Source organism: Enterobacter cloacae complex sp. ECNIH7 (assembly GCF_002208095.1).
In the GTDB taxonomy this organism is placed as follows: Bacteria; Pseudomonadota; Gammaproteobacteria; order Enterobacterales; family Enterobacteriaceae; genus Enterobacter; species Enterobacter cloacae_M.
The window spans coordinates 2,142,533-2,157,608 of record NZ_CP017990.1 but is presented as its reverse complement, the minus strand read 5'-3'; the positions used below and the strand labels follow the sequence as shown (position 1 = coordinate 2,157,608).

Below are 15,076 nucleotides of genomic sequence, written 5' to 3'. Positions count from 1 at the left end.
AAGATTTTTGCCAGAGAAGTAACAATCCGGGGAGTCGGGAGGGAGAAGGCTCTCCCTCCGCGTAAATCAGTGCAGCGCAGCCGTCAGACCGGCCGCAACAATCAGAGCCAGCACAACAACGGTGGTGAACAGCGAAAACTTAAGATCGGAACTCATCAATTTTTCTCCTTTTAATCCCCACACGAAAAGTGAGCTTGCTCATTTTTGCACAGATTACGTCAAAAATCTTCCTGGATTTATACTGATAACCACTTTACCTCTTCCCCTTTTCATCAAGATAGGACAAAATTCCACGCTAAATTTATTAGCGTACCGGCCATTGACCCCCTCCTGACGTCCCGTGTCGTTTTCCCGGCGTGCCGCAATTCAACATTGCGAGATAAGGGTGAGAGAAGGCAAACGTTTACCTTCAAGTTTTTCAGGAGCTTAGGATATGGTCTGGAGTGACATTTAATGGCAACAATTAAAGACGTAGCAAAACGCGCAAACGTTTCCACTACAACCGTATCACATGTAATTAACAAAACCCGCTTTGTGGCGGAAGAGACGCGCAACGCCGTCTGGGCAGCGATCAAAGAGCTGCACTATTCGCCAAGTGCGGTTGCGCGCAGCCTCAAGGTTAATCACACCAAGTCCATTGGATTGCTGGCGACCAGCAGTGAAGCGGCCTATTTTGCCGAGATCATTGAAGCGGTCGAAAAGAACTGCTTCCAGAAAGGCTATACCCTGATTCTGGGCAACGCGTGGAACAGCATTGAAAAACAGCGTGCCTACCTGTCGATGATGGCGCAAAAGCGCGTTGATGGCCTGCTGGTAATGTGCTCCGAGTATCCGGAGTCAGTGCTGTCGATGCTGGAAGAGTATCGCCATATTCCAATGGTGGTGATGGACTGGGGCGAAGCGCGCGCAGACTTCACCGATTCTGTTATCGATAACGCCTTTGAAGGCGGCTATATGGCCGGTCGTTATTTGATCGAACGCGGTCACCGCGAGATTGGCGTGATCCCCGGTCCGCTGGAGCGCAACACCGGCGCGGGCCGTCTGGCCGGTTTTATGAAAGCGATGGAAGAAGCGTTGATCAACGTGCCGGAAAACTGGATTGTGCAGGGCGACTTTGAGCCGGAATCGGGCTACCGCGCGATGCAGCAGATCGTCTCCCAGCCGCACCGTCCGACCGCCGTGTTCTGCGGAGGCGACATCATGGCCATGGGCGCGCTCTGCGCTGCCGACGAGCTGGGCCTGCGCGTACCGCAGGATATTTCCGTGATCGGGTATGACAACGTGCGTAACGCGCGCTTCTTCACCCCGGCGCTGACCACCATTCACCAGCCAAAAGACTCGCTGGGCGAAACGGCCTTTAACATGCTGATGGACAGAATCGTCAACAAGCGTGAAGAGTCGCAGTCCATTGAAGTTCACCCGCGTCTTATCGAACGCCGTTCCGTTGCGGATGGTCCGTTCCGCGACTACCGTCGTTAATCGCTTTACGGGGGCCAGCTACGCTGGCTCCCGTAACCATTCCCGGTTCAGCGTTTCGCTGTCTCCCAGATAATCCAGCAGCCAGGCCATCGCAGGCGAGACATCATTTTGCTGCCATGTCAGGCAGCAGGCCGCATCCGGGAACGGATTCTCCAGCGTCAGCTCAACCCACTCTCCGGTATCGATGCGCGGACGCGCGAAATGAACGGGCACCATCGCGACGCACAGCCCGGCGCTGAGGCACGTCGCCGACGATTCCCAGTCAGGGGCCACCACCCGCCGCTGGTTGTCGAGAAGCCAGGTGATACGCTTGGGCAATGAACGGGACGTATCTTCCAGCACCAGCGACGGCCAGTTGCGCAGCGTGTCATCGCTCAGCGGCCCTTCCATCGCCGCCAGCGGATGGTCGCTTGCCACCACGCATTTCCAGCTCAGCATTCCCATATCGCGAAAGGCGTAACGTCCCCCGACCGGGATCGCCTGCGTGGCCCCAATCGCCATCTCTGCCCTGCCGTCCGCCAGCGCATCCCAGACGCCGTTAAACACCTCCTGCGAGACCCGCAGCTCGACGTCAGAAAAATGACGATAGAAATCGACGATCATCTGCCGGGTGCGCTCGGGTTTAACGATGTTGTCCACCGCGATGGAAAGATGTCCCCGCCAGCCGTTAGCGATCTGCTGACACTGTTCGCGGGTGATCTGCATTTTTTTGATAACAGAACGCCCTTCTTTCAAAAACCACGCGCCTGCGGGCGTTAATTCCACATCACGATGCCGCCGTTCAAACAGCGGAACCGCCAGCCACTCCTCAAGCTGACGCACCGTGTAGCTGATTGCCGAAGGGACGCGGTGCAGCTCCTGCGCCGCACCGCTAAAGCTGCCGTTACGCGCAACAGCATCGACCACTTCAAGAGAATAATCTGACCACATTTTCTGCCTGCAAAATTTTTGAATGCACCCGCCAAATATTAGCGTTTCACAAGCGGCTTTGCACTCCCTACACTCAGCGCCAATGTATACCTGCCTCCTCAGGAGAATAAAATAATGCAACCCAGGAACAGTTTTTTAGTCTGGCTCGGCGGCTTGAGCGTGCTGGGCTTTTTGGCCACCGATATGTACCTGCCGGCGTTTGCCGCCATGCAGGAAGATTTACAAACGCCTGCTGCCGCCATCAGCGCCAGCCTGAGTTTATTCCTCGCCGGTTTTGCCTTCGCTCAGCTGCTCTGGGGACCGCTCTCGGATCGCTTTGGTCGTAAACCGGTACTGTTGCTGGGCCTGGCCATTTTTGCGGTGGGCTGCCTGGGAATGTTATGGGTACGCGATGCCACCTGGCTGCTGGTGCTGCGGTTTATTCAGGCCGTGGGCGTCTGTGCCGCGGCCGTGACCTGGCAGGCGCTGGTCACCGACTATTACCCGGCTAACCGCACAAACCGTATTTTCGCCACCATTATGCCGCTGGTGGGTCTCTCACCTGCCCTCGCTCCCCTGCTGGGCAGCTGGATCCTCGCGCATTTCGACTGGCAGGCCATTTTCGCCACGCTGTTTGCCATTACTCTGGTACTGATGCTGCCGGCGTTCGCCCTCAAGCCCGCGCATAAAAAAGAAGCGCATACTGACGCGAAGCCGATTACCTTTACTTCCCTGCTCAGCGCCAAAGCGTATCGCGGGAATGTCCTGATCTATGCCGCCTGCTCGGCAAGCTTCTTCGCGTGGCTCACCGGCTCGCCGTTCATTCTGCACGATATGGGTTACAGCCCGGCAGCCATCGGCCTGAGCTATGTTCCGCAGACCATCGCGTTCCTGGTAGGCGGGTACGGCTGTCGCGCGGCGCTGCAGAAGTGGGAAGGTCAGCAGATGCTGCCGTGGCTGCTGGTGCTGTATGCGCTGAGCGTTATCGGGACCTGGGCCGTTGGCTTTATTCCCGGTGCCGGTCTGGCTGAAATTTTGATCCCATTCTGCGTGATGGCCGTCGCGAACGGGGCGATTTACCCTATCGTTGTAGCCCAGGCGCTGCGTCCCTTCCCGCAGGCGACAGGCCGCGCCGCCGCGCTGCAGAACACCCTGCAGCTGGGGCTGTGCTTCCTGGCAAGCCTGGTGGTCTCGGCGCTGATTGCCACGCCGCTCCTGACCACCACCAGCGTGATGCTGGTGACCGTTGCGCTGGCGGTGTTGGGCTATCGCATGCAGGCAGCCGCGCAGCGTGAGCAGGCTAACCGCGCACAGGTTGAAACGTCGCATGCATAATCGCGCCGGAAATCATGTTAATTTTCAGTGATTAGGTTGCTAACAATTTTCTATTGAATCACCAAATTTTGAGGCCTATACTAAATTTGGTTCGATTAAATACGATAAATATTAAGTGTTAACGGGAGCCGGAGTGCTCCCGTTTTACCATGGAAGGCATTTCGGCAAGGGTTATCTCCCTTCCTCTGTTCTACGTCGGATATTAGCCTCGCGGTATTTACCGTGAGATTTCTCACAAACCAAAAAAAGCGTCTACGCTGTTTTAAGGTTCTGATCACAGTAGGGTGATGGAGAAGCTATGAGTTCATCGTGTATAGAAGAAGTCAGCGTTCCGGACGACAACTGGTCCCGGATCGTCAGTGAACTGTTAGGTCGAGCAGGCATCACTATCAATGGATCATCGCCATCCGATCCTCAGGTTAAACATCCCGACTTTTTTAAACGCGTGTTGCGGGAGGGATCGTTAGGCCTGGGAGAAAGCTATATGGACGGCTGGTGGGAGTGCGAACGTCTGGATACCTTTTTCGCCAGCGTGCTGCGTGCCGGTCTTGAAAATCAACTCCCTCGCAATCTGAAAGACACCCTGCGCGTCGCCTCTGCCCGACTGTTTAATCTGCAAAGTAAAAAACGCGCGTGGATCGTCGGCAAAGAACACTACGATCTGGGCAACGACCTGTTCAGCCGTATGCTGGACCCTTTCATGCAATACTCCTGCGCCTACTGGAAAGACGCGTCGACGCTTGAAGAGGCCCAGCAGGCCAAGCTGCGTCTGATCAGCGAAAAGCTCCAGCTCCAGCCCGGCATGCGCGTGCTGGATATCGGCTGCGGCTGGGGCGGGCTGGCGTATTTTATGGCGAAACACTATGGCGTCAGCGTGGTCGGTGTGACGATCTCAGCGGAACAGCAAAAAATGGCGCGGGAGCGCTGTGAGGGTCTTGACGTGGATATCCGGCTGCAGGATTACCGTGACCTGAACGAGCAGTTTGACCGGATCGTCTCCGTCGGCATGTTCGAGCACGTGGGGCCGAAAAACTACGCTACCTATTTTGAGGTGGTGGATCGGAATCTGAAACCGGACGGCATCTTCCTGCTGCACACCATCGGCTCTAAGCGAACCGACAATAACGTCGACCCGTGGATCAACAAATACATCTTTCCGAATGGCTGTTTGCCTTCCGTCCGCCAGATTGCCAACGCCAGTGAACCCCATTTCGTGATGGAAGACTGGCATAACTTTGGCGCGGATTACGACACCACGTTGATGGCATGGCATGCGCGTTTTCAGGAGACCTGGCCTGAGATTGCGGACAACTATTCTGAACGATTCAGGCGGATGTTTAGCTATTATCTGAATGCCTGCGCGGGGGCGTTTCGCGCACGGGATATTCAGCTCTGGCAGGTGGTATTCAGCCGTGGGATTGAACACGGACTACGTGTCGCACGCTAAAAAAATAACCCCGGATGCCCGGGGTTATTTTTTATTCTTCTTCTGCGGCGGTCTTTATTATTGCCGCTTCTTTTGCTGCCAGCACGCGCTCAACCGTATCCACCACCGCCTGGGTTTGCGGATCGATTTCAATATTCACGCGGTGCCCCAGTTTTTTGGCACCCAGCGTGGTGCGCTGCAGCGTTTCAGGAATTAAATGCACGCAAAAACGCGTTGGCGTTACTTCACCTACCGTCAGGCTAATCCCATCGATGCCAATAAATCCTTTATAGAGGATGTATTTCATTAATGAAGGATCCTGCATTTTAAACCAGATTTGACGGTTATTTTCCGAGGTCACGATTTTTGCCACTTCAGCGGTGGTCATGATGTGCCCGGACATCAGGTGGCCGCCAATCTCATCGCTAAACTTCGCCGCACGCTCAACGTTGACGGTATCTCCTACCGCCAGCTCGCCCAGGTTGGTGATGCGCAGCGTCTCTTTCATTAAATCAAAGCTAATCTGGTTGCCGTTAATTTCGGTAACGGTCAGGCAGCAGCCGTTGTGAGCAATCGACGCGCCGGTTTCAATACCCTCAAGCATATATTCCGGCAGCTCAACAACATGAGTACGGAAATTAGGTTTTTCATCAATGGACACCACTTTGGCGGTGCCCTGCACAATACCAGTAAACATGCTTACAACTCCTGTTTTTTCCGGACGGTGGTGACACCGTTTAATCCCACCACAATAACAGTTGGAAAAAGAGGTTGCCAGCGGAGCGCATTTTCTGGCGATTTTTTCACTAGATAAATAGCTAAAGCCCGCTACAATAGCTGGCACCCCCCTGCATTTTCTTCTTGCTGCCCGTTTCGGCGGCTTTTTTAGTCTCTCAAATAACTACAAAATAAAGGTGTTCACGTGCAGAAGTACATGAATGAAGCGCGCCAGCTATTGGCACTGGCTATACCAGTGATCGTCGCGCAAGTGGCCCAGACCGCAATGGGATTTGTGGATACGGTAATGGCAGGTGGCTACAGCGCCACCGATATGGCGGCCGTGGCTATCGGCACGTCAATCTGGCTTCCGGCCATCCTGTTCGGCCACGGTCTGCTGCTCGCGCTCACGCCGGTTATCGCTCAGCTCAATGGCTCGGGTCGTCGCGAGCGCATTGCCCATCAGGTCCGTCAGGGCTTCTGGCTGGCAGGGTTTGTCTCGGTGCTGATCATGGTCGTGCTCTGGAACGCGGGCCACATCATTCGCGCTATGCATAACATTGACCCGGCACTGGCTGATAAAGCCGTGGGCTATCTGCGCGCCTTGCTCTGGGGTGCGCCCGGTTACCTCTTTTTCCAGGTGGCGCGTAACCAGTGTGAGGGCCTGGCGAAAACCAAGCCCGGGATGGTGATGGGCTTTATCGGCCTGCTGGTCAACATTCCGGTGAACTATGTCTTTATTTACGGTCATTTCGGGATGCCGGAGCTCGGCGGCGTCGGGTGCGGCGTGGCGACGGCAGCCGTTTACTGGGTGATGTTCTTCTCCATGATCGCCTTTGTAAAACGCGCCCGCTCCATGCGCGACATTCGTAACGAGAAAAGATTTAGCACGCCGGACTGGAACATCATGATGCGTCTGGTGCAGTTAGGGTTACCGATCGCCCTCGCCCTGTTCTTTGAGGTGACCCTGTTTGCCGTGGTTGCCCTGCTGGTCTCCCCGCTGGGCATTGTGAACGTGGCCGGGCACCAGATTGCGCTGAACTTCAGCTCCCTGATGTTCGTCCTGCCGATGTCGCTGGCGGCGGCGGTGACGATTCGCGTCGGCTTCCGCCTGGGCCAGGGCTCAACGCTGGATGCGCAAACGGCCGCCCGGACCGGGCTGGGCGTCGGCGTCTGCATGGCTGTCTGTACGGCGCTCTTTACCGTTGCATTACGCGAGCAGATTGCCCTGCTCTATAACGACAACCCGGAAGTGGTCACGCTGGCATCGCACCTGATGCTGCTGGCCGCGATTTACCAGATCTCTGACTCCATCCAGGTGATTGGCAGCGGCGTGCTGCGTGGATATAAAGACACGCGCTCCATCTTCTTTATCACCTTCATCGCCTACTGGGTGCTGGGTCTGCCGTGTGGCTATATTCTGGCCCTGACGGACTTAGTGGTTGAGCGCATGGGGCCGGCAGGGTTCTGGATGGGCTTTATCATCGGCCTGACGTCGGCGGCGATTATGATGATGATGCGAATGCGCTTCCTGCAGCGCCAGCCATCAACTGTCATTTTGCAGCGCGCGGCACGTTAACGACGCGGTAGCCGCCGCCCGGCGGCTACTTTCTCTTCACTTTGCGCGGTAATGAAGCAATCGCGTGAAATCAGAGAGAAAAATGCATTTTCCCTCTTGCCACCTCGGTGCTGTGCCGCTAATATTCGTCCCCGTTGTCAGCGACAACACGTTGCGTTCATAGCTCAGTTGGTTAGAGCACCACCTTGACATGGTGGGGGTCGTTGGTTCGAGTCCAATTGAACGCACCATTCTGCGTCCGTAGCTCAGTTGGTTAGAGCACCACCTTGACATGGTGGGGGTCGGTGGTTCGAGTCCACTCGGACGCACCATTTCATTCCTGAAATGGTGCAAATCCTCTTCTGATATCCTGAATTTTCCTAATCCCTTATTTTCATCATTATTCTCCTGCTACGCTTTTCTTATGGAAAAACACAGGAAACGTGTTGATGAAGAAGATCGCGATTATCGGCTCCGGCCCCACAGGGATTTACACCTTTTATCACCTCCTCAAGAACAGCACGCCGCTCTCCGTTTCCGTTTTCGAACAATCCGAAGACGCTGGCGTGGGTATGCCCTATAACGACGACGATAATTCCCGGCTGATGCTGGCGAACATTGCGAGCATTGAAATCCCGCCCATTTTTATCACCTATCTCGACTGGCTCAAGGAACAGAGTGACGCCCATCTTGCGCGCTTTAAGGTTGATAAAACCCGCCTGCATGACCGGCAGTTCCTGCCCCGGCTTCTGCTGGGTCAATATTTCCGCGACAGCTTTCTTTCCATCGTAACAGAGGCAAAAAGGTTGGGATTCAACGTTGATGTCCATGAATCTGCGAAGATCACAGACATCATTCCCGCGACAACCGGCGTTACGCTTTCCGTCAACGGCAGCGTCTTGCCTGAACAATTCGACCTTGCGGTTATCGCCACCGGCCACGTCTGGCCAGACGAGGACGAATCCACGCGCACGTTCTTCCCAAGCCCCTGGTCCGGTCTGATGGACGCCAGTATCCCTCCCTGCCGCGTCGGTATCATGGGGACATCGTTAAGCGGTCTCGACGCGGCCATGGCGGTGGTGATGCAGCACGGTGAATTTCGTGATGATAAATTCGTGCTGGATAAAGGCAGCGACGCGTTGAAGATTGTCCTGATGTCCCGAACGGGTATTCTGCCGGAAGCCGATTTTTACTGCCCTATTCCTTACGAACCGCTGTCGGTATTGACCGAAGGCGCGGCTGAAAGCGAGATTGCCCAAGGATCGGATGGCCTGCTCGACCGTATATTTACCCTGATGGTCAAAGAGCTTCAGCTGGCTGACCCGACGTGGTGCGAGAAAATATCGCTGCATAAGCAGAATGCGGACAGCATTCGTGAGGCCTGGTTTGAGGATCGTAAACGGCACGGCCCCTTTACCTGGGCGGAAGAAAATCTCAACGAGGTTGAGCGGAACAAACGCGAGCGGCGCACTGTAGCCTGGCGCTATACCGTGCTTCGGCTGCATGAGGTGGTTCAGGAGATTGTTCCCCACCTCAACGAACGGGACAGAAAGCGCTTTAAGCAAGGCCTCGCCCGCGTATTCATCGACAACTATGCGGCCATCCCTCCGCAGTCTATCCGCAGGCTGCTCGCGCTTCGCGAAGCCGGCATCATCAGCGTGGCGACGCTCGGCGACGATTACGCGCTGGATATTGGCAGCGATCGAACGGTAATCACTACACAAGAGACCGTTTACCGTTTCGACGTGTTCATTGATGCGCGCGGGCAGAAGCCGCTCAAAACGAAGGATCTGCCCTTTCCGACGCTGCGCAAACAGCTGGAAGCCACGGGCGAAGAGATACCGGACGTCGGTGAGGATTACACCTTAAATGCGCCTGACGCCGTTCGCGGGCGCATTGCCTTCGGCGCGATACCGTGGCTGATGCACGATCGTCCCTTCGTTCAGGGGCTGGCGGAGTGTGCAGAGATTGCGGAAGCAATGGCGAAGGCGGCGGAAAAACCCGCGTCTCGATCGCGGCGCAGATTACCGTATATCGAGAACTGACAGGGCTTCCATGCCCTGCTGTCGAGGATTACTCGAAGAAGACTTCCGGATTTTCTGACAGCGAAACGAAGGTTTTCGTCGCTTTATCCAGGGCAAGAATTTTGCCGCTTTCAATGTCGTATACCCAGCCGTGCAGTCGGATGGAGTTATTACGCAGGCCCACCGCGACGGACGGGTGGGTCTTAATGTTGCTCAGCTGCGCAAACACGTTCTCCTGCACCATCGCATTGACCTTATCGATCGGCTTATCCCAGGTTTTCTTCTCAACCACGGCTTTCGCCGCGTCTGAATAGCGCAGCCAGTGTGACACAGCAGGCATTGGCTCCAGGTTCGCGTTATCGGCAATCGCCTTCATCGCGCCACAGTTGGAGTGACCGCAAATCACGATATCCGTGACGCCCAGCGCCACCACGGCGTATTCGATAGTGGCGGACACGCCGCCAGGCTCCGGCCCGAAAGGCGGTACGATGTTGCCAGCATTACGAATGACAAAGAGTTGTCCTGGCTCTTGCTGGGTGACCAGTTCCGGGACCAGACGGCTGTCGGAGCATGAGATGAACAGCGCTTTGGGATTCTGGCTGGACGCTAAACTGCGGAAGAGTTCTTTACGTTGCGGGAAAATCTCTTTTTGAAAGCTGAGAAAACCTTCAATGATATGTTGCATAGCAATGTCTCTTTTATCTGTTTTAGTTTAGGCATGATCGAGATCACACTCGTAAAGTTTACCCATCGTGGTTTACTTCAGACAAGCAATATATTTCTGGCCCGACCGCTGCACAATCTCGTCCGCACTGGCCTGGATGTTCTGCCCTTCAAACGCGCCGTAAAGACGTTCAAAGGTTTTGCCTTCGAGATGACTCACCACCGACGCCACGGTGCGGGCCGGCAGCGGAAGATAATTCGGATAGCTCCACATAAACGAGACGGCGTCTTTACCCGGCGTGACCTGCAGAATATCGCCCACCAGCAATACCCCACCCCCCTCCTGCCAGTGCAGCACCGTTCCACCGGCAAAATGCCCGCCCAGACGCAGCAGGGTGACCGACGGGAAAATATCCAGCGCATCCCCCTCCCAGAAATGAATGGCCGGGCTGTCGCGCATGACCCACTCTTTGTCGCTGGCGTGCAGATACACCGGCGCATCAAACGCCGCAGCCCACTCCTGCATGGTGGTGTAATAGTGCGGATGTGAAATAGCAATCGCGCTGATGCCGCCGAGGGCGGTAACGAGCGCTTTGGTTGCGGGGTCGAGGTTGGCGATGAAGTCCCAGAGGATATTCCCGTGGGGCGTTTGCAGGAACAGCGCCCGCTGGTTTATCGCAAACGCGGGCACCGTTTTGATCCCAAACAGCCGCGGCTCCAGCTGCTGCCATTTATTGCTATGCGTGGCGGTGACGGTGTCGAGATCGGTCCATGCCTGGCCCGTGGCGGGCACGTACTGGCGTTCATCCTCACAAATTGGGCATCTGTCCGGGCGGGCATCGTAGGCGGTTCCGCAGGTTTTACAGAGTGTAATCATGTGCTCTCCTCAGCGATAAAGCACTGAGTATGGCAGGGATTATCCTTATGTGCTGCGAGGTACATTGCTGGCTTTTTTTGCCCTATACTGTGCCAGTATCAAAAACTGAACAGAGCAGGTGCCACATGGAAATTGATCTCGATAACTTAGTCTTTAACGGTCTGGATGAAGCCGAAGAGCGTAATGCGGAACGTCTGGACGATGCAGACAAAAAAGCGCAGGCGATTGTCGCCGACGACGACTGCGGCGACGCCTGCAAAATCTAATAAAAAAGCACCGGGAAGCCGGTGCTTTTTTATTTCACTCGTTACACGTCACGCACAGCTCGTTCCAGTACGTTTCGCGCGTGCGGCGCAGTTCAGCGTGACGTTTTATCATGGAACCACTCCGGGTCAATGTTGGCGACGTCGACGCCATACAGGCTGGCGACAGGCAGGATTGACTCAAGAACACGTTGCGCGCTGTTCTCCGCATTCACTGGTCGGGTCGCAAAAAACCGCCGTAACGTGCTGATCCATTTTTTCATCGTCTTACCCTCTCTCGCCGTGTCTGATCTCAGTTAAGCACTCAAATGCCGCGCGGGGGAAATACCAAAATCCACTGTCGATGTGCAGGAACTGCAAATAGCCTCCCGTTCTTTTCACCCTTCATTAACACCTTGTTTACTAATGCTTTTTTGCCCATAGCAAAGAACGATTTCTTATTTGGCGATAGCTTTCGCTTATGGGAGCGTAGCGGGGTAAAACAAAAACAACGGGATGGCGAATGACTATGGCAGCAAACATGAAAGGGTTTACAAAACGGACACTGGTTCTGGGATTACTGGCGGCGGGCAGCCTGCTTTCAGCGCAGGCACAGGCCGATCAGCTGGCGGATATTAAGGCCGCAGGGGTGGTGAAAGTGGCCACGTTTGACGCCAACCCGCCGTTTGGCTCTATTGATGCCAAAACGCACGAGATCGTCGGATATGACGTGGACTTCGCCAAAGCGCTGGCAAAATCGCTCGGCGTGAAGCTTGAACTGGTTGCCACCAATCCGGCTAACCGTATTCCGCTGCTGCAGTCCGGAAAAGCCGATCTGATCGTGGCGGATATCACTATCACCCCGGAACGCGCGCAGGTGATTGATTTCTCGACGCCTTACTTTGTCACCGGCCAGCAGTTCCTCGTGCCGGCTAAATCACCGGACAAGCTTGATGACTATAGCCGGGCGCGTATTGGCGCGGTCAAAGGAACGACGGGCGAGCAGGCGCTTCACCAGCGTTTCCCGCAGTCACGCGTGCTCTCTTATGACGATATTCCGCTGGCGCTGACGGCACTGCGCAACGGTAACGTACAGGCCATCACCCAGGACAGCACCATTCTGGCCGGTCTGCTGGCGCAGGCGCCGGATAAAGCGAACTTTAAAATCCTGCCCGACCTGCTCAGCAAAGAAGAGATTGGCGTTGGGGTGAAAAAAGGCGAAACGGCGCTGCAGAAGGCCGTTATCGACGAGCTGGTTAACCTCGAGAAGAACGGTCAGGCAGCAAAAATCTACGATGTCTGGTTTGGCCCAAACACGCCTTCCCCACAGCCTCGCGCCTTTAAAATAGAAGCCAGATAATTATGCTCTCAGGTTTATTTTCACACTCCGCGGCCGGTGCCGCGGATTTTTCACATCTGGAACAGGCCAGCGTCGAGTTTCGTCACGTGGACAAACGCTACGGTGACCATCAGGTTTTAAACGACATTAACCTCACCATCACGCCCGGTGAAGTGGTCGCCATCCTCGGCCCTTCAGGTTCCGGTAAATCCACCCTGATCCGTCTCATCAACCAGCTTGAAACCCTGAGCGGCGGAGAGATTCTGGTCGACAACAAGCCTACCGCAAAGCTCTCCGGTACCGGGCTGCGCCAGCTGCGCAGCCGCGTGGGGTTTGTGTTCCAGCAGTTCAATCTTTACGCCCACCTCACCGCCAGCCAGAACATCACCCTGGCGCTGGAGCAGGTTCACGGCTGGAAGCCGCAGCCTGCCCAGGAGCGCGCGCTGGCCCTGCTGGAGAAGGTCGGGATGCTGGAAAAAGCCCACCATTTCCCGGCAGAACTTTCCGGTGGACAGCAGCAGCGCGTCGCGATTGCCCGCGCCCTGGCCTCCTCACCGCAAATCATTCTGTTCGATGAACCCACCTCCGCGCTGGATCCGGAGATGATTGGTGAAGTGCTGTACGTGATGAAAGCCCTCGCCCACAGCGGGATCACGATGATCGTGGTGACCCACGAGATGCAGTTTGCCCGGGAAATTGCCGACCGGATTGTCTTTATCGACGGCGGGCAAATTCTGGAAACCGCGCCGCCGGCGCAGTTTTTCAGCCAGCCGTCGCATCCGCGCGCGCAGCGGTTCCTGCAAAAGGTGCTCAACCCGCTGCATCAGGAGCATCTGTAATGCCCGCGCTCGACTGGCAGGGGGTACTGACCGGACAGCCTCTGCAGTGGATACTCTCCGGATTCCTCACCACCCTGTGGATCACGCTTGCCGGGATGCTGCTGGCCAGCCTGCTCGCACTGTTTTTTATGCTCCTGCGCCTTTCCGGCGGACGCCCCGGGAACGCGGTCGTCAGCAGCTGGGTGTCGCTGTTTCGCAATACGCCGCTGCTGGTGCAGCTGCTGTTCTGGTATTTTGCCGCCTGGAACGGGCTACCGCAGGCGTTCCGCGACGCGGTGAACGCGGATCACAGCTGGTCAATTCTACCCGGTAACGTCTGGTGGTTTACGCCCGAATTTTTATGTTCTGCCTGGGGGTTGGGCGTCTTTACCTCGGCGTTTTTAATCGAAGAGGTGGAATCGGGCTTACGTTCCGTGCCTGCCGGACAGCGGGAGGCGGCGCTCGCGCAGGGATTCTCCGCGTGGCGTCTGTTTCGTTACATCCTTCTGCCGCAGGGGCTGGCCAACGCCTGGCAGCCCGTTGTGGGGCAGTATCTTAATCTGATGAAGCTCTCCTCGCTCGCCAGCGGGATTGGCTTCGCCGAGCTGACCTATCAGGTCAGGCAGATCGAGAGCTATAACGCGCACGCGCTGGAGGCGTTTACCCTCGGAACCGCACTCTATCTGCTGACCGGCCTGGTCATGGGGATAGTGCTGGTTCGCATCGGGCCTGACGCGAAACGTAAACGCCCAGGCGCCGCCGCCACTCGGAGTGAAAAACATGATTGCCGGACTTAACGTCATCACCGATAACCTCGACTATCTGCTGTGGGGACGCGCGGCAACGGGTGAACCGGGAGGCGTATTGCTGTCGTTGATGATGGCTGCCGGGGCCGCCGTTATCGCTCTGCCCGGAGGGATAGTGCTCGCATGTCTGGCCTGGCGCTTTACCGGGCTCGTGCGAAAGGTCCTCTTTTTATGGGCAGAGCTGATTCGCGGTATCCCGCTCATCTTCGTAATTTTCTGGATGTGGTATCTTCTGCCGCTTATGACCGGGGGCGATCTGCCGGGAGCGTTGACCGTCACGCTGGCCCTGGCCTGGTTTACCGCGGCAACCGTAATGCACTCGGTACTGGCCGGGCTTAACGCGCTACCGTCCGGGCAGTACGAGGCCGCACTGTCACAGGGATTCAGCACGCAGCAAACACTCCTGCGCGTGCTGCTGCCGCAGGCGCTGAGGAATATTCTGCCGTCGCTGGTGGGAATTTTTATCAGCCTGCTGAAGGATACGTCGCTGGCGTTTATCGTGAACGTACCGGAGCTGACCACGGTGGCGGGACAGGTCAACAACCGGGTGCAAATCTACCCGGCGGCCATTTTTATCTTTACGGGCGTGGTCTACTACCTGCTCTGCTGCTCGCTCGAACAGCTTGCGAAACGCTGGCGCATTACCCGGCCAGCGCTTTAACCACCGTTTCCATCGCTTCGGTTGTCAGTTCACTGCGTTTCACGCGCTGGTTCGCCAGCGCGGTACGCAGGACTCCGGCAATGACAATATGCTTTGGCTCCTGCCCTAAATCACGCATCTCAAGCACCACCTTTCCGACCACCCGGCACATCTCCTGGTAGAGCGCATCATCTTTGGTCACGTTACCCATCGTCATCACTCCATTGCCTTTTAAACGTTGAG

At 56.1% G+C, this 15,076-nt stretch carries 17 protein-coding genes and 2 tRNA genes; 12 read left to right on the top strand and 7 right to left on the bottom strand.

The genetic code is table 11. From position 1 onward, the window contains the following. Window positions 1–66: 66 nt before the first annotated feature. Entirely contained in the window at window positions 67–156 is a 90-nt protein-coding gene (cydH, locus tag WM95_RS10720; protein WP_008500596.1) for a cytochrome bd-I oxidase subunit CydH, read from the bottom strand. Between the two features lie 297 nt (window positions 157–453). Here cydH and purR point away from each other — a divergent pair, with 297 nt between their 5' ends. Continuing rightward, on the top strand, window positions 454–1,479 hold the full coding sequence (purR, locus tag WM95_RS10710) for an HTH-type transcriptional repressor PurR (RefSeq protein WP_023335431.1): 1,026 nt from the start codon (window positions 454–456) through the stop codon (window positions 1,477–1,479). 18 nt (window positions 1,480–1,497) lie between these two features. Here purR and punR read toward each other — a convergent pair whose 3' ends face one another. Continuing rightward, window positions 1,498–2,409 (bottom strand): DNA-binding transcriptional activator PunR, encoded by a 912-nt coding sequence (gene punR, locus WM95_RS10705; protein WP_023311350.1) that lies wholly within the window; start codon window positions 2,407–2,409, stop codon window positions 1,498–1,500. Window positions 2,410–2,523: 114 nt separating this feature from the next. Between punR and punC the strand changes: the two genes are divergently transcribed. Both punC and cfa read left to right on the top strand, forming a co-directional pair. Continuing rightward, window positions 2,524–3,723: a purine nucleoside transporter PunC gene (gene punC / locus WM95_RS10700; protein ID WP_063409556.1), complete on the top strand. Its 1,200-nt coding sequence runs from the start codon at window positions 2,524–2,526 to the stop codon at window positions 3,721–3,723. Window positions 3,724–4,021: 298 nt separating this feature from the next. Further along, a complete protein-coding gene (cfa, locus tag WM95_RS10695) occupies window positions 4,022–5,170 on the top strand; it encodes a cyclopropane fatty acyl phospholipid synthase (protein WP_045353815.1) in 1,149 nt (382 codons plus the stop codon). A gap of 31 nt (window positions 5,171–5,201) precedes the next feature. Here cfa and WM95_RS10690 read toward each other — a convergent pair whose 3' ends face one another. Then, window positions 5,202–5,846, bottom strand: a complete 645-nt coding sequence (locus WM95_RS10690; protein ID WP_023311347.1) for a riboflavin synthase — start codon at window positions 5,844–5,846, stop codon at window positions 5,202–5,204. 225 nt (window positions 5,847–6,071) lie between these two features. Between WM95_RS10690 and mdtK the strand changes: the two genes are divergently transcribed. The 4 genes from mdtK to WM95_RS10670 all read left to right on the top strand — a co-directional run bounded on the left by mdtK (window position 6,072) and on the right by WM95_RS10670 (window position 9,469). Further along, window positions 6,072–7,445 carry an MdtK family multidrug efflux MATE transporter gene (gene mdtK / locus WM95_RS10685; protein WP_063409555.1) on the top strand — a complete coding sequence of 458 codons (1,374 nt, stop codon included), beginning with the start codon at window positions 6,072–6,074 and terminating at the stop codon, window positions 7,443–7,445. A 153-nt stretch (window positions 7,446–7,598) separates the two neighbouring features. Continuing rightward, window positions 7,599–7,675 (top strand) — tRNA-Val (locus WM95_RS10680). A gap of 4 nt (window positions 7,676–7,679) precedes the next feature. After that, window positions 7,680–7,756: transfer RNA gene (locus WM95_RS10675), tRNA-Val, on the top strand. A 117-nt stretch (window positions 7,757–7,873) separates the two neighbouring features. Beyond that, on the top strand, window positions 7,874–9,469 hold the full coding sequence (locus WM95_RS10670) for an FAD-NAD(P)-binding protein (RefSeq protein WP_063409554.1): 1,596 nt from the start codon (window positions 7,874–7,876) through the stop codon (window positions 9,467–9,469). 28 nt (window positions 9,470–9,497) lie between these two features. Here the strand turns inward: WM95_RS10670 and WM95_RS10665 are convergent, their stop codons facing one another. Continuing rightward, a complete protein-coding gene (locus WM95_RS10665) occupies window positions 9,498–10,133 on the bottom strand; it encodes a carbonic anhydrase (RefSeq protein WP_023311344.1) in 636 nt (211 codons plus the stop codon). A gap of 72 nt (window positions 10,134–10,205) precedes the next feature. Beyond that, on the bottom strand, window positions 10,206–10,988 hold the full coding sequence (locus WM95_RS10660; protein ID WP_063409553.1) for a hypothetical protein: 783 nt from the start codon (window positions 10,986–10,988) through the stop codon (window positions 10,206–10,208). 125 nt (window positions 10,989–11,113) lie between these two features. On the opposite strand from WM95_RS10660, the gene WM95_RS10655 reads away from it, so the two are divergent. Further along, a complete protein-coding gene (locus WM95_RS10655) occupies window positions 11,114–11,254 on the top strand; it encodes a hypothetical protein (RefSeq protein ID WP_003857665.1) in 141 nt (46 codons plus the stop codon). Between the two features lie 92 nt (window positions 11,255–11,346). Here WM95_RS10655 and WM95_RS27405 read toward each other — a convergent pair whose 3' ends face one another. Beyond that, entirely contained in the window at window positions 11,347–11,514 is a 168-nt protein-coding gene (locus tag WM95_RS27405) for a hypothetical protein (RefSeq protein WP_014831607.1), read from the bottom strand. A gap of 245 nt (window positions 11,515–11,759) precedes the next feature. Between WM95_RS27405 and WM95_RS10650 the strand changes: the two genes are divergently transcribed. The 4 genes from WM95_RS10650 to WM95_RS10635 are packed head-to-tail and all read left to right on the top strand — an operon-like array spanning window position 11,760 to window position 14,854. After that, on the top strand, window positions 11,760–12,590 hold the full coding sequence (locus tag WM95_RS10650; RefSeq protein WP_161496000.1) for an ABC transporter substrate-binding protein: 831 nt from the start codon (window positions 11,760–11,762) through the stop codon (window positions 12,588–12,590). Between the two features lie 2 nt (window positions 12,591–12,592). Beyond that, window positions 12,593–13,408 carry an amino acid ABC transporter ATP-binding protein gene (locus WM95_RS10645; protein WP_023311341.1) on the top strand — a complete coding sequence of 272 codons (816 nt, stop codon included), beginning with the start codon at window positions 12,593–12,595 and terminating at the stop codon, window positions 13,406–13,408. Then, on the top strand, window positions 13,408–14,184 hold the full coding sequence (locus WM95_RS10640) for an amino acid ABC transporter permease (RefSeq protein ID WP_063409552.1): 777 nt from the start codon (window positions 13,408–13,410) through the stop codon (window positions 14,182–14,184). The genes WM95_RS10645 and WM95_RS10640 overlap by 1 nt, the downstream gene beginning before the upstream one ends. Then, window positions 14,168–14,854: an amino acid ABC transporter permease gene (locus WM95_RS10635; RefSeq protein WP_045401407.1), complete on the top strand. Its 687-nt coding sequence runs from the start codon at window positions 14,168–14,170 to the stop codon at window positions 14,852–14,854. Before WM95_RS10640 ends, WM95_RS10635 begins: the two co-directional genes overlap by 17 nt. On the opposite strand, the gene fumD is transcribed toward WM95_RS10635, so the two are convergent. Beyond that, window positions 14,835–15,044 carry a fumarate hydratase FumD gene (fumD, locus tag WM95_RS10630; protein WP_045401410.1) on the bottom strand — a complete coding sequence of 70 codons (210 nt, stop codon included), beginning with the start codon at window positions 15,042–15,044 and terminating at the stop codon, window positions 14,835–14,837. The genes WM95_RS10635 and fumD overlap by 20 nt on opposite strands. Window positions 15,045–15,076 lie beyond the last annotated feature (32 nt).

Excerpts from the sequence above, each read along its gene's own strand:
- cydH (WP_008500596.1), bottom strand. The coding sequence starts at position 156 with ATGAGTTCCGATCTTAAGTTTTCGCTGTTCACCACCGTTGTTGTGCTG.
- purR (WP_023335431.1), top strand. The coding sequence starts at position 454 with ATGGCAACAATTAAAGACGTAGCAAAACGCGCAAACGTTTCCACTACA.
- punR (WP_023311350.1), bottom strand. The coding sequence starts at position 2,409 with ATGTGGTCAGATTATTCTCTTGAAGTGGTCGATGCTGTTGCGCGTAAC.
- punC (WP_063409556.1), top strand. The coding sequence starts at position 2,524 with ATGCAACCCAGGAACAGTTTTTTAGTCTGGCTCGGCGGCTTGAGCGTG.
- cfa (WP_045353815.1), top strand. The coding sequence starts at position 4,022 with ATGAGTTCATCGTGTATAGAAGAAGTCAGCGTTCCGGACGACAACTGG.
- WM95_RS10690 (WP_023311347.1), bottom strand. The coding sequence starts at position 5,846 with ATGTTTACTGGTATTGTGCAGGGCACCGCCAAAGTGGTGTCCATTGAT.
- WM95_RS10670 (WP_063409554.1), top strand. The coding sequence starts at position 7,874 with ATGAAGAAGATCGCGATTATCGGCTCCGGCCCCACAGGGATTTACACC.
- WM95_RS10665 (WP_023311344.1), bottom strand. The coding sequence starts at position 10,133 with ATGCAACATATCATTGAAGGTTTTCTCAGCTTTCAAAAAGAGATTTTC.
- WM95_RS10660 (WP_063409553.1), bottom strand. The coding sequence starts at position 10,988 with ATGATTACACTCTGTAAAACCTGCGGAACCGCCTACGATGCCCGCCCG.
- WM95_RS10655 (WP_003857665.1), top strand. The coding sequence starts at position 11,114 with ATGGAAATTGATCTCGATAACTTAGTCTTTAACGGTCTGGATGAAGCC.
- WM95_RS27405 (WP_014831607.1), bottom strand. The coding sequence starts at position 11,514 with ATGAAAAAATGGATCAGCACGTTACGGCGGTTTTTTGCGACCCGACCA.
- WM95_RS10650 (WP_161496000.1), top strand. The coding sequence starts at position 11,760 with ATGGCAGCAAACATGAAAGGGTTTACAAAACGGACACTGGTTCTGGGA.
- WM95_RS10645 (WP_023311341.1), top strand. The coding sequence starts at position 12,593 with ATGCTCTCAGGTTTATTTTCACACTCCGCGGCCGGTGCCGCGGATTTT.
- WM95_RS10640 (WP_063409552.1), top strand. The coding sequence starts at position 13,408 with ATGCCCGCGCTCGACTGGCAGGGGGTACTGACCGGACAGCCTCTGCAG.
- WM95_RS10635 (WP_045401407.1), top strand. The coding sequence starts at position 14,168 with ATGATTGCCGGACTTAACGTCATCACCGATAACCTCGACTATCTGCTG.
- fumD (WP_045401410.1), bottom strand. The coding sequence starts at position 15,044 with ATGGGTAACGTGACCAAAGATGATGCGCTCTACCAGGAGATGTGCCGG.